Below are 13615 nucleotides of genomic sequence, written 5' to 3' on the forward strand. Positions count from 1 at the left end.
AGCGGGAAAATTAAAGAGGGATTTTAACGGTTTTTGGCGTTTGATGCAAGCACGTCGGGGCTAGGATAATAATAAAACAGTGACATTACTAAATAATAACAGAATCTAAAAATATCGCTTAATTATCATCATTGATTACTTAATGACCCGTATTCGCCTAATGTTGTTAAGTTATTTTTAATAAACCTACTGACTTTCAACGATGAATACGTTATAAATGACAAGCGTCATGCTAATAAACACTACGGTGATAAGCGTGATTTATATGATAGCTATTCATATGATAGTAACTTATAAAAAACTTCCTAAAGGACAATATAAAATGGCAACCTCTTTGTTAATAAAAACAGTAAAAACTTTACTAATGATATCCGCTCTTACGGCAGCTACTTTAGCAAGTGCGGCGCTGCCAGTTCAGTGGCAGTTAGATGACTCGCACACTCGAGTCGGATTTTCTGTCAATCATTTAGGGTTTTCGACCACCATGGGTCACTTTAATGATGTCAAAGGTGCGGTCAATTACGATATCAAAGCACCTAATAAAGCCAGTATGGACTTTAGCATTGCAACTGATAGCATCGATACCAATTGGGATGCGCGTGATGCTCATTTAAAAAAGGATGAGTTTTTTAATGTGGCAAAATATCCAACCATGACCTTTAAATCCACCAATGTCACGTTCAAAAACCCACAGCAAGCCAAAGTCACCGGCGACTTTACCATGCTAGGTCAAACCAAGCCGCTGACTCTAGATGTGACTTTAAACAAAATTGCCAATAGTCCGCTGACCAAAGAGCCTGTTATTGGTTTTCGCGCGACCGGTATCATTGACCGTGCTGCTTATGGCATGACGGCTTTTGCAAGTGGCATCACAACTGAAGTACCGATTCAAATCGATGGTGAATTGGTCGAGAAAAAAGCCACTGCAAAAAATAAAGTAAAGTAACTTATAAAATAACTCAGACTGATTACTATTAACTTTATAATCTGTTGAAAGTAAAAGCGTCATATCTAAAACTGTACTCTATTGCTATTGTTAAAAAATAATCGACTATTAAAAAAAGCATTAAAAAAAGCAGCCATTAAAAGGCTGCTTTTTTGATACAAATGAAGTTATTGTTAAACTTTATCTGGCGGTTTTAATAATATGCCAAACACCAAGTTTATTGTCGCCATCTTTGTCGCCAACCTTAGTATCATTGGCATAGAAGTATAAAGGCTTACCATTCATTGCCCACTGATATTTGCCATCTTCGCGTTTAAAAGCGGCAAACTGTCCCGAAGCTTTTGCGTTACTAGGTGCCAAAAACGCTGGCCAAGCAACCAAGCACGCAGAGCCACATTCTGATTTATTCATTGAGTCTTTATCAAAGGTATACAAGGTCATATGGTTGCTAGCATCGACTAACATGCCGTATTTGCTAGCGACTGGCGCGGTGTTTTTATTGGTAGCTTGCACATCATGCATGCCAGAATCGTCATTGCCAAACATATTGTTAAAAGTCGAACAACCGCTAAGCGCTAACGTTCCTGAAAGAACAGATAAGATAAGTATATGTTTCATAATATAACTTCCTTGTTATGGTCATAATAAGTTTTTGTTAGGTATTTTCTTGTCATCTTATGATTCAAGGCAGCTTAAAAGACTACTTAAACCTGATTTGAAGCACTTTTAATATAACATACCCAAAACAGTAGTCGTTTATAGCAATATATAAATTTACAAAAGCTCATAAAGATTACAAAACAAGCAAACTAAAATACTTAATTTAATTGATAGGCCGCTCCACTGATTACTTTTAGATATTGGAAAATTGTAGGTTTGAAATATTGGAAAATTGCGGTGTTGCTTGTTGACAAAACTCATGTACCCACTTACGTATTTGCCATCATATTACTTGTAGTTTTTCGTACAATAAGGCTATGAAAATTAAGAATTACTACACAATGGAAAATATGACCATTGCGGCCTAATATGATGGTTGAACTTGACTGGCTCTGCACGCATATCAATATGCATAAGCCAGCTAATGAATATGCCAAGTACCACTTTAAGTAACACTTGATGCAAATGCTATTAAGGATATGAACACGAAAATGACTCACTCTTTTATGATAAATAAAGCGCATTCCACCAAACGCGTCGGTATTCTCGGTGGTGGTACGGCAGGGGCAACCATCGCTATTCGCCTTGCAGCGTTAGGGCTTGAGACTTATGTTTTTGAAAAAAATAAATCGTTAATCGATGGTCCACCGATGTGCCATTTGCATGCTGGTGGCAATTTATACCGTGAAATTCCTGACGAAGACTGCGTCGCGCTGCTCAAACAATGCATCGATATTTTGCGTCTTTATCCTCATACCATCGACGTACGCCCAACGGTATTTGCCGTTCCGACTCGCGATGAAGGCTTGCCACAAGATTTGCTGCCGCGTCTCGACATATTGACCGATGCTTATCGCAAGCTTATCGCTGAAGATGCTAATAACAAAGTACTGGGCGAACCTGAAAATTATTATCAATTATATAATCATGAACAGCTGATTGAGCTGTCTGAGCGTGAACAGGCTGCAGTACCACATACGGCTGACGAGTGGATGATACCGGTCGCGAAATATCTGGATTTGAATAAAGTCAAATTTCCACTTATTGTCGTACAAGAATACGGTTGGAATATCTTTCGCTTGGCTGCCTCTGCACAATTGGCGTTAGAAGGTTATGAGCATGCCCATATCTTTACTGACACTCAGGTTAAGCAAGTGATGCCTGTCGATTGTGAAAATTGCTCAAACGCTGACCATCATGTCACTAAGTGGCGTATTGATTATCAGCAAGCTGCCAGTTCCGAACTTGAATCTGAATCTAATGGCGAATTTGAATCTATCGAAGTGGATTACTTAATCAATGCTTGTGGCTTTCGTACTGGTGTGATCGACGATATGGTCGGTGTAAAAGTCACACGCATGGTCGAGTTTAAATCCTCTTATATTACCCACTGGGGTGACACTGGCGGACAGATACCAGAGATTATCGTCTATGGCAATCGCGGTACACCAGAAGGTATGGCGCAGCTAACCCCTTATCCGGGTGGCTATTTTCAGATACATGGTATGAGTAAATTTATCACGCTGTTCGATGATGGATTGGTCGCTTCCAGTAAAGACAGCGCCCAACCTAAATTGCCACAACAATATGTACACTATATCGAAGATGGCTGGGATAAAGCGCCTCTACAAGCGCGTAGCCAGCAAGCCATTGATTATGTGGCTGAGTTTGTACCAACCTTCCATAGTGCGCGTAGCGTTGGTAATGCCTTATATGGTGGGCAACAAATTCCCGGTGAAGATGATACCTTACGAGTCGCCGATGTGAGTCTATATTCTAATATACGCTATGCGCGCGCTGAAAATGTCAAAGCGTCATCGACTTTGATAGCGGCGGATCAAATTGTCGATGAGTTGACGGAGCTTGGTTTGCTTGATTATGATACGCAAGAAAATCGGAATCGTTATGCTCATAAGTGGGCGTATCTAGCGCACAACGATAGTATCACTATTGATACACTTGCCTGTACCTTGGCTGAAGAACGCGGTTTTCCGCTGGCGATGGCGGGCGTAAATCACGGTATTTGCGAGATGACTCTAGATGATTTAAACGTCACTGAGATGCAATAACTTACCAGTGATTAATAGCTTTTTAGCAATAGCATTAGTCACGAGCTGTTCTAAAAATGAATCAAAAAAAGGAGAGAATGACTAATCATGAGTCATCCTCTCCTTTTTTATATAAAGCTATTTTCTTTCAGGATACTGTCATAAATACCCCTTACGCTAGCCTTTAGTTGCCAACCATTTTTTCAGTGTTGACAGCGTCATCTATTTTTACCAGTGTCTTTAGCAGGTCAATGGCATCATTAATCGTATTACAAACCACCAAACGCTCAAGATCTTCTCGCTTCATAAAACCTTGTTCAGCGGTATATTTTAAATGCTCAATCATACGATCATAAAAACCATTGATATTAAGAATAATCATCGGTTTTTCATGCTGATACAACTGGCGCCATGTAGCAATTTCCATAATTTCTTCTAATGTTCCAAGTCCGCCCGGCAAAGTGATAAAGGCATCAGCATATTCTGCCATCACTGTTTTACGCGTGTGCATAGTGTCGGTCAAATGCAGGCGAGTGAGCTGCTCATGGGCAATCTCGTGCTTTAGCATAAAGGTTGGAATCACACCGACTGCTTGTGCACCGCCTCGAATAACCTCGTCTGCGACCGCACCCATCAAACCGATACTCGCACCGCCATAAACCAGACCCATACCGTTGTCTGCCAAAGCACTACCAAGCTCGCGTGCTGCCTGCTCATATACTTCATTATTGCCCAAGCGTGAACCGCAGTACACCGCTACTAATGGCATGGTAAGCATTGATTTATCCACTGCTTTTTCAATATGAGTAATATCTTGGCTAGTAATAACTTCATAAGTGTTATTGTTAATTTTCATTTGCATATAGCTTCCTTAATTTTCACATCGATTGTTTTTATTGAGAACTTGTTTATTAAAGCATCTTTATTCGTACGTATTGAATATTTTAAGTAGAGATTCAGTCGAGTCTTTATGGATAATATCATGCAAGATAAACTGCAATAGAACTTAGAAGTCATATTTGAGCGCCTTCCCTACTGAGATTTATTTTAACATAAGCAATGCTATCACGCGGTAGCAACGATTTATCACTACGCAATTACTACATTTTTAAGGCTACACATTGGCAGCTGATGGCAAATTAACATTCTTTATTTATCAATAAAGCTCGCTCATAAAAACGACAAAAATATATTAAGGTTCAACCATGGAAAACACTTCTACCAATACTCAAATAGACACTTACTCATTAAGCATAATGACTGATCGCAATCAAGCATTGGCGGCGACCGTATATCGCCCTGAAAATGAAGTAAAAATAGCGCTCATGATAGCACCCGCAACAGGTATCAAACGTCAGTTTTATCATAATTTTGCCACTTATTTGGCAGAGCGTGGCTTTGGTGTGCTGACTTTTGATAACGAAGGTATCGGTGAGTCGCTTTCATGCGATTTGGCAAAATGTGATGCTTCTTTAATCAGCTGGGGGCGTCATGACATGCCAGCCGTCCTCGATGCTTTGCAGGACGAGTTTACCAACGCCACTTACCACTTAATCGGTCATAGCGCGGGTGGTCAGCTGATTGGTTTGATGCCCAATTATAAAGCTATCGCCTCAGTATTTAATGTTGCCTGCTCATCAGGTCGTATTAAAAACATGGATATGCCTTATAAGCTCAAGGCAATGGGTTTTATGGATGCTTTTATTCCACTCACGAACTTGGCATTAGGTTATACGCCTTCGGATAAAATCGGCATGGGCGAACCGCTACCACGTGGCGTTGCTCGTCAATGGCGCGAGTGGTGTAATGGCGCAGGTTATATCAAGACGGCGTTTGGCAAAAGCATACATAGCCATTTTTATGATGAGATTGACATCCAAGCATTGTGGCTAGGTTTTAGCGATGATGAAATTGCCAACAGCAAAAATATGGATGATATGATTCGCGTCTTTACGCAGATGCCGGTAGAAAAGCGCTTTTTTGCCCCTACAGACTTTGGCCTAAAAAGTATCGGTCATATGCGTTATTTTAGTAGTAGAACCAATGCCAAAGCACCTGAGCTGTGGCAAATGGCCATTGATTGGTTGAACAAGCAGCAATAGATTCAATATTCTATTTAACGTCAAATCAAGCTATTTAATCTGTCGAGTTTACCGCCTCCGCTTCTGCCTTGATACGCTTAGTCAATGCAGAATAAAGTGACGGCTGTATATTATGAATGTTACCGAGCATCCATTTAACATAGCTGATGGGCACCTCTTTAATCAGTTGTCCTTTATATTTACCAAAGGGCATTTTACTCACAGGATTGGCTTTGTTGGCGATAGCATGGGCAGCCACAAAATCAGTCGGCGCAATCTCTAAACGCTCGCAACAAGCCTGATAGAGCAAATAACACATGCGCGCATCACCCAACGCGTCATGAGCCGCTATCGTCATCCTACTCGCCTCACCCTTGCCCAATAACTGCTCAATACACTTAGACTGACCATAAGCGCTCCATTCTGGAAAGGCAACGCGCGCCAGCCTAACAGTACAAATCAGCTTGGCCGATGGACTGCCAATGACACGCCAATCAAAACGTACGTTGTGACCAATTAAATATTCTGATAATTCAAATTCATCCAATTCAAAACGCTCAAACCCAGCCACATCATCATCGGTGATACCATGAATTTTAGTCACGACTGGTGATATCGAGCGACCACTGTTGAAGTATTTCATCCACTCAAAGCCAGTAACCACATTGATCGTTGCCACTTGGATAGGTCGTGGATCACGACCTTGGTCGGTTTCGGTATCGATAATAAGTGCAGTATTAAGATTTATCATAAAAATCAGTCATAGAAAGTTATTCATAAAAAATTGGCCATCAATACCCGCCTTAATAGTCTAAAAGAAGCGTTATATTAGAGGGGTTATAGTTATAGTTACTGTATTTATATTTATGGGGATCAAAACCAGATATAACAATGCTATACAAACGTTAAAGGACAAGATCAATATAATATTAGTTAAAACAACACAATAAGTTTAAGAGACGTCGATGCGACCAAATGAAGAAAACCAACCACCACGACCAACATTGTTAAGCCGTGTGCTAAAGGTGTTGATTAAGGCTGCTGTGCTATTAGCGCTGTTATTTGTATTCGATAAACTCGTACCAAATATCAGCCAACAAACACAGTCATTTGTGCTGGCAAAATGGCAGCAGCTAAGTCTGTTACAACAAGAACCGCCGACCGAAAACAGCCTGCCCAGTCCGCTGCCAAAGCAGCATCTGACGGATACTTGGGGCGCTGCGCGTAGCCAAGGACGCTCCCATGAGGGGATTGATATTTTTGCAGATCGAGGCACGCCGATACAAGCAACGACACAAGGTATCGTCAGCAAGGTTGGAGACGATAGATTGGGTGGGCGTGTAGTGGTGGTCGTGGGACCGGGCGGTGCAGGACATTATTATGCGCATTTAGAAGACTATGCTGACATCTCTCCCAATGACTGGGTCAATGCAGGCGATATCATCGGTTATGTTGGTGATAGTGGCAACGCCAAAGGCACGCCGCCGCATGTTCATTATGGGATTTATATTAATGGCAGCGCGGTGAATCCTTACCCACTTTTACAAAAAAATTAGGCTATTTGAAAAATTTATCAATCAACATTAGGTCGTGTTGATTTATCAGAACTGTGTCCCAAACAACGCAAAAATTAACGACCAATTAGGCATCTTTACTAGATTTGAAACGCACTATTTATACCTATCAAGAAGCCCACTTTAGTATCAATTCGTAGGAGCAGAGCGAATATGAGCAGCTGGAAACACCATACTAAAGGTCGAGCCTACCCCTTCTACTGACTCAATTTGCAAGTTGGCCTCATGCTGATATAAGACGTGTTTTACAATCGCTAGTCCCAGCCCCGTACCGCCTGTGGCACGGCTACGACCTTTATCGATACGATAAAAGCGCTCAGTCAAACGCGCGATGTGCTCAGGGGCAATACCAATCCCATTATCTTCGACGGCAAACCGGCAACCTTCTGCTGTTTTAGTCCAGCTAATAGCTATATTGCCGCCCTTTGGCGTATATTTAACGGCATTAATCACCAGATTGGATAACGCACTATTTAGGTACATCTCTGAGCCTTGTAACCCGTCATAAGTATCTATCTGCAAATGAATGGTATGCCCATATTCTTGATTATAGGCTTGCGCATCATCATAAACATGCGTAAGCAGCTTGGTCATATCGATATAATTGAGCTCGTGCGTCTCTTCGATTTCAATTCGAGATAACAACAATAAGTCATTCACCACTCTATTCATACGAGCCGTCTGCTGGCTCATCAACTCAAAACCACGTCGCCAATGCGCTGGCATATCTGGCTGATCTGAGAAATTCTCTAGATAACCCATCATCACGGTCAATGGTGTACGTAACTCGTGCGAGACATTCGCCACAAAGTCGCGGCGCATTTCTTCCAAGTTATGCAAGCGCGTCACATCATAAATAATCAGTAGCTTTTCGTCACCAAAAGGCGTGAGCTCACACTTCAAATAGCGATTAGGATCTCGCCACGACACCATATGCACACCATCATGAACGCCATCGCCATCATTAGGCGTCGTGGCCGCTTGATAATATTGACGAAACTCAGGCACCCTAATAAAATCAAAGATGTGCTTGCCCTTATCAGCTGCTTGCAATAACAATAAATCTTCTGCCGCCTGATTCCACCACTCCAGACCATCATCGTCATTGAGCAAAATTACTGCATCTCGTAATGCTAGTAGAGCGCTTCTGATTTTTTTCAGCTGATCGGTTGTATTTTGTTGGGAGATTGGCTCTAATTTGCCTTGTTGATTATTTTCGGTCGGCATTATCATTCTCATCAATTAGACTTACTACTATTAGCTGCATTAGATTAGCTTCGATTGTTATTAATTTTTTTATTAGATGGCACTTTTATAGTGAATTAAATTGATTCAACCAGACTAGAAAATCGATAACCCGTACCGCGTACCGTTTGGATCAACGTATTACAATCATAAGGGTGTAGTAATTTTCGTAAACGCCGAATATGTACATCAATGGTTCTATCTTCAATATAAACATTGCCGCCCCATACTTGATCTAGCAACTGTGCTCGCGTATAAGCACGCTCTGGATGACTCATAAAAAATGCCAATAAGCGATATTCTGTCGGACCCATATCGATAATTTTATCATCAACCATGAAACGCTGGCTTTTGGGGTCTAGGCTTAGCTTTCCTATTTCGATAGGCTTATCGCTACTGAGCGCACTACTTCGACGCAATACCGCTTTGATTCTTGAGATTAATTCACGGGTAGAAAAAGGCTTGGTCATATAGTCATCAGCGCCTGCATCAAGGCCATGAACCTTACTGTCTTCTTCACTTTTGGCAGTCAACATAATGACTGGTATCTCAGCGAGCAGCGCATCATTTTTAAGCATACGGCAAAAATCGATGCCACTTTTATCTCCGGGCAGCATCCAATCCAATAAAATCAGCGCTGGTCTGTGATCCACCACTTGTTGGTGCGCCTCTGAGACGTCAGCTGCCTGCAAACTCTCAAATCCAGCCATCTCTAGTGTCATGACGAGCATCTCACGAATCGCAGGTTCATCTTCAACAATCAAAATTTGCTCATTATACATACGGCATTCTCAGTGTTAGAGGACAAAATCTAGCCTATCAAAAGGCGATAAACGCACGCGCTAGCTTCTTCCTATTAAACGAATTAATTATGACAGCTTGATGACATTTACTTTTAAAATTTTAATATTTGGCATCAAGTCTAATCGCTCAACTTACTTCTAATAAAAAGTTTAGCGGTCCATCATTGACGCTCGCAACTTGCATATTAGCGCCAAACTGACCCGTTGCAATAGCGGGATACTGAGTCTTTGCATAAGTAACCAGTTGTGCAAATAATACCTGTGCCGCATCAGGTGCCATCGCGCCGCCAAAATCAGGGCGACGACCTTTATCCGTTTTTGCCATCAAGGTAAATTGTGATACCAATAATAACCCGCCAGCCACTTGTTGGACATTTTTATCCAGTTTACCGGTTTTAGCCGGATCGTCATTATTTTCAAAGAGTCGATAAGTGAGGATTTTATCGACTAAGCGCTGCGCACTTTGTAGATTATCATCGTGACCCAAACCAATATACGCCAATACCCCATGCTGAATAGAGCCAACGCAGCAGTCATCAACGCTGACGCTGGCATGATTTACCCGCTGGATAAGTGCTCTCATTACTTACTTCCTTTAACGATTATGGTCATACAGGCAGCTGCCGACCATGATAAAATGTATTTATTTATGAATGTTACTATCTATTAATATCACTATCTATAAGTGTCACTGTCTATTATTTTCTAGCACCACTTTTTATTTTCATCATTGCTTTTTTAATCACTACTTTGGTCATCTATTATGAATGTATTTACTACCTTACAACAGTTTGTACCCCAGCAAAAAATCAGTAAAGCAGCTGGACGCTTAGCCGCCAGCCGCCATCCTTGGGTCAAACGCGCTTTCATTCGTAGCTTTGCCAAAGCTTATGATGTTAGCTTAGATGAATATGAGCGTCAAAGTTTAAACGCTTATGAGAGCTTTAATGATTTTTTCACCCGTGAGCTACAAGATGATGCGCGCGCTATCGATACTACCATCAATGGTATCGTCAGTCCTGCTGATGGGGTGATATCGCAGCTTGGGCAAATCAATGACCATAAACTACTACAAGCCAAAGGTCGCGACTATGATATCGGGCAGCTATTGGCCAACAGTGCCGACGGCGATTATTTCGCTGATGGTAGCTTTGCCACTGTCTATCTTGCCCCAAGTAATTATCACCGTGTCCATATGCCATTTGATGGTACATTGACCAAAACCCGTTATGTACCTGGCACTCTATTTTCAGTCAATAATACGACGGCAGCAAATGTGCCTGATTTGTTTGCTCGCAACGAGCGCCTAGTCTGTCTGTTTGATACTGCCTATGGTAAAGCGGCTGTTATCATGGTCGGTGCGATGATTGTCGCTGGGATCGAAACGGTAGCTACTGGTAAAATTAGCCGCACCGATGATATTCAAGAAGCGGATCATGATATGAGCTTTAAGAAAGGCGATGAGCTTGGACGTTTTTATTTAGGCTCGACCGCGATTGTGGTACTGCCAAAAGCAGCAAACACTGATTGGCAAAATACTATGAAGCATGGCTCAACGGTACAAATGGGTCAATTGCTAGGCGCTGCTAAGTTTTAATCCCATTTATCTAAGTAACAAACGCTTTTAACGAGTAGCATTGATAAATATGAGCATAGTCAGTAATAACATTACTGACTATGCTTTTTTTATGCCTGTCTATCTATTAATGTCTTTTTATAAGCCGCTATTTTTTTACACAAACGCTTTATGTCATCAAACTGTCATATTCATTTGGCACACTCTCCTTATTAACCACAGAGCATCATTTCAGCAAACCCCAGAAAACCCCAGAAAACTATTGTCATTGTTATTTATAAATGCTTGATACTCAAAATTGATTAATTTTAGGAGAAATAATGCGTCATTCATTAATAGCTGTAGCAGTCGCTGGTGCTTTTACCTTAGCAGCCTGTAGTCAAACACCCGATAGCAATGAAAGCAATGAGCCTGCCACAACAGCGCAAGCATCTACGGCCTCTAGCGGTGACTCTACAAGTAACGCTAGTGCTAGCTCAGCTGAAAATGTATCGATGAATATTACAGGGGCTGGTGCTTCTTTTCCGCAGCCTATCTATGCTAAGTGGTCAGATGCCTACAACAAAGCAACAGGTGGACAGGTTAACTATCAGTCAATCGGCTCATCCGGTGGTATCAAACAAATCGTTGCGAAAACGGTTGATTTTGGCGCATCCGACGCACCTATGACGCCAGACGAGTTAAACGAAGCCGGTCTGATTCAATTCCCAACCGTTATCGGCGGTGTGGTTCCTATCGTTAATATTGACGGTATTAAGCCCGGACAATTAAAGCTAAATGGTGAAATGTTAGCGGACATCTATCTTGGTAAAATCAGCAACTGGAACGACCCTGCAATTGCTGCCATAAACCCCGACTTAACCCTTCCTGATGCGGCTATTACCACGGTATTTCGCTCAGACGGTTCGGGTACGACGTTCAATTTCACTGATTATCTCGCAAAAGTGTCAAGCGCTTGGAATGACAGTGTTGGCGTCGATAAGACAGTGAAATGGCCAACGTCAGCAACTGGTGCGGGCGGTAAAGGTAACGAGGGCGTTTCAAGCTACGTGACGCGTATGAAAAACTCTATCGGTTATGTTGAATATGCTTACGCTAAGCAAAACGGCATGTCACACGTGGCCCTCAAAAACGCAGCTGGTAACTTTGTCCAGCCTTCTGCAAAAACCTTTGCTGCTGCTGGTGACATCGATTGGTCACAGCAAGAAGGATTTTATAAAGTCATTACCAACTCTGAGACAGCTCAAGCATGGCCTATCGCCGCTGCCACTTTCATCTTAGTACATAAGCAGCCACAAGATGCCAAACAAGTCGCTGGTGTATTAGCATTCTTTGATTGGGCATACGCTCAAGGTGGCGATGATGCTTTGGCACTTGATTACGTTCCTTTTTCTGATACTGCCGTTGCTTTATTTAAAGCAAAGTGGAATGAAGTCGTTGATAGCAACGGTCAGCCTGTCTATAAGCCTGCACAGTAACCTGTTTATCCTAGTGATTGCATAATCACTGTCGAGCCAACCTCTCAAACCACTATTCTCCGGTATGGGTTTGAGAGGTTTTATCACAGAAAATTTAAAGATTTTTCTAAGTTTGTTGTGATAAAACCTCATTGACTCTTTTACTATTTTGACTTGATTCTATTCAACGCTGAGACACTTATGAATGATTTAAGGTCCCAACTGGCAAAACAGAAACGCTACGATGCCGTTTTTGTGAATGCGACCAAAGCCTTTGCAATCTTGGTGCTATTGTCACTTGGCGGCATCATGCTCTCGTTAATTGTAGGTGCATGGCCTAGTATCACCGAGTTTGGATTGGGATTTTATACCAGCAATAACTGGGATACGGTGAACGATCAATACGGTGCGCTCGCGCCCATTTACGGGACGGTTGTCACTTCCTTTATCGCGATCTGTATTGCCGTTCCAGTTAGCTTTGGGATTGCTATTTTCTTAACAGAATTATGTCCCAATTTTTTGAAAAAGCCTTTGGGTATTGCTATTGAACTGTTGGCGGGCATCCCTTCTATTATCTACGGTATGTGGGGATTGTTTGTATTTGCACCATTTTTTGGCGATCACATTCAGCCTTGGTTTATTGAAAATATTGGTCCCCTACCTATTATTGGTAAAGTATTTACGGGTGCGCCCATGGGGCTTGGTATGTTTACCGCTTCATTGATACTGGCGATTATGATCATTCCCTTTATTGCCGCCACCATGCGCGATGTTTTCTCTGTAGTACCTGATTTATTAAAGGAATCCGCTTACGGTATGGGCGCAACCACGTGGGAGGTCATGTTCAAAATCATTTTGCCTTATACCAAAGCGGGCGTGGTTGGTGGGGTGATTTTGGGGCTTGGTCGGGCATTGGGCGAAACGATGGCAGTGACCTTTTTAATTGGTAATGCCTATAACATCAGCCCAAGTCTATTCACTTCTGGCGTTACGATTACATCGGCATTGGCCAACGAATTCGCTGAAGCTTCAAGTGAGTTACATTTAGCGTCATTATTGCACTTAGGTTTAATTCTTTTTGTGATTACCTTTATCGTGCTGTCGATATCTAAGCTGATGCTCATGCGTATTGACCAAAAAGCTGGCAATTAATAATAGTGAGCTCCTAAATACCATGTAGCTGCTAGATAGCTTGTGATATTTAAAGCAGTTATCTGATTCAAAA

General features: G+C 41.9%; 13 protein-coding genes. 7 read left to right on the forward strand and 6 right to left on the reverse strand.

All coding sequences use genetic code 11. The annotated features are described in order from the left end of the window. The first annotated feature begins 322 nt into the window (after positions 1-322). Entirely contained in the window at positions 323-946 is a 624-nt protein-coding gene (locus DABAL43B_RS12555) for a YceI family protein (protein WP_079692707.1), read from the forward strand. A 180-nt stretch (positions 947-1126) separates the two neighbouring features. Here the strand turns inward: DABAL43B_RS12555 and DABAL43B_RS12560 are convergent, their stop codons facing one another. Further along, positions 1127-1564 (reverse strand): hypothetical protein, encoded by a 438-nt coding sequence (locus DABAL43B_RS12560; RefSeq protein ID WP_079692708.1) that lies wholly within the window; start codon positions 1562-1564, stop codon positions 1127-1129. A gap of 533 nt (positions 1565-2097) precedes the next feature. Here DABAL43B_RS12560 and DABAL43B_RS12565 point away from each other — a divergent pair. Beyond that, positions 2098-3675 carry an FAD-dependent oxidoreductase gene (locus DABAL43B_RS12565; RefSeq protein WP_079692709.1) on the forward strand — a complete coding sequence of 526 codons (1578 nt, stop codon included), beginning with the start codon at positions 2098-2100 and terminating at the stop codon, positions 3673-3675. A 163-nt stretch (positions 3676-3838) separates the two neighbouring features. Here the strand turns inward: DABAL43B_RS12565 and DABAL43B_RS12570 are convergent, their stop codons facing one another. Next, positions 3839-4516 carry a TIGR00730 family Rossman fold protein gene (locus DABAL43B_RS12570; protein WP_079692710.1) on the reverse strand — a complete coding sequence of 226 codons (678 nt, stop codon included), beginning with the start codon at positions 4514-4516 and terminating at the stop codon, positions 3839-3841. A 343-nt stretch (positions 4517-4859) separates the two neighbouring features. Between DABAL43B_RS12570 and DABAL43B_RS12575 the strand changes: the two genes are divergently transcribed. Further along, on the forward strand, positions 4860-5756 hold the full coding sequence (locus DABAL43B_RS12575) for an alpha/beta fold hydrolase (RefSeq protein WP_079692711.1): 897 nt from the start codon (positions 4860-4862) through the stop codon (positions 5754-5756). Between the two features lie 34 nt (positions 5757-5790). Here the strand turns inward: DABAL43B_RS12575 and DABAL43B_RS12580 are convergent, their stop codons facing one another. Beyond that, positions 5791-6486, reverse strand: coding sequence for a putative quorum-sensing-regulated virulence factor (locus DABAL43B_RS12580; protein ID WP_079692712.1), 696 nt, complete (start codon positions 6484-6486; stop codon positions 5791-5793). A 214-nt stretch (positions 6487-6700) separates the two neighbouring features. On the opposite strand from DABAL43B_RS12580, the gene DABAL43B_RS12585 reads away from it, so the two are divergent. Beyond that, a complete protein-coding gene (locus DABAL43B_RS12585) occupies positions 6701-7291 on the forward strand; it encodes a M23 family metallopeptidase (RefSeq protein WP_079692713.1) in 591 nt (196 codons plus the stop codon). A 147-nt stretch (positions 7292-7438) separates the two neighbouring features. Here the strand turns inward: DABAL43B_RS12585 and phoR are convergent, their stop codons facing one another. The 3 genes from phoR to dtd form a co-directional block, all read right to left on the reverse strand. Beyond that, the gene (phoR, locus tag DABAL43B_RS12590) at positions 7439-8536 is read right to left on the reverse strand and encodes a phosphate regulon sensor histidine kinase PhoR (RefSeq protein ID WP_079692714.1); all 1098 of its coding nucleotides are present in this window, start codon (positions 8534-8536) and stop codon (positions 7439-7441) included. A 95-nt stretch (positions 8537-8631) separates the two neighbouring features. Beyond that, on the reverse strand, positions 8632-9336 hold the full coding sequence (gene phoB, locus DABAL43B_RS12595; RefSeq protein WP_079692715.1) for a phosphate regulon transcriptional regulator PhoB: 705 nt from the start codon (positions 9334-9336) through the stop codon (positions 8632-8634). 148 nt (positions 9337-9484) lie between these two features. Next, positions 9485-9940, reverse strand: a complete 456-nt coding sequence (gene dtd / locus DABAL43B_RS12600) for a D-aminoacyl-tRNA deacylase (protein WP_079692716.1) — start codon at positions 9938-9940, stop codon at positions 9485-9487. A 180-nt stretch (positions 9941-10120) separates the two neighbouring features. Between dtd and asd the strand changes: the two genes are divergently transcribed. The 3 genes from asd to pstC all read left to right on the forward strand — a co-directional run bounded on the left by asd (position 10121) and on the right by pstC (position 13542). Then, on the forward strand, positions 10121-10954 hold the full coding sequence (asd, locus tag DABAL43B_RS12605) for an archaetidylserine decarboxylase (RefSeq protein ID WP_079692717.1): 834 nt from the start codon (positions 10121-10123) through the stop codon (positions 10952-10954). A 299-nt stretch (positions 10955-11253) separates the two neighbouring features. Further along, a complete protein-coding gene (gene pstS / locus DABAL43B_RS12610) occupies positions 11254-12411 on the forward strand; it encodes a phosphate ABC transporter substrate-binding protein PstS (protein WP_079692718.1) in 1158 nt (385 codons plus the stop codon). Between the two features lie 180 nt (positions 12412-12591). Next, positions 12592-13542, forward strand: a complete 951-nt coding sequence (pstC, locus tag DABAL43B_RS12615) for a phosphate ABC transporter permease subunit PstC (RefSeq protein ID WP_079692719.1) — start codon at positions 12592-12594, stop codon at positions 13540-13542. The last annotated feature ends 73 nt before the right edge of the window (positions 13543-13615 follow it).

This window comes from Psychrobacter sp. DAB_AL43B (assembly GCF_900168255.1).
Classification (GTDB): domain Bacteria; phylum Pseudomonadota; class Gammaproteobacteria; order Pseudomonadales; family Moraxellaceae; genus Psychrobacter.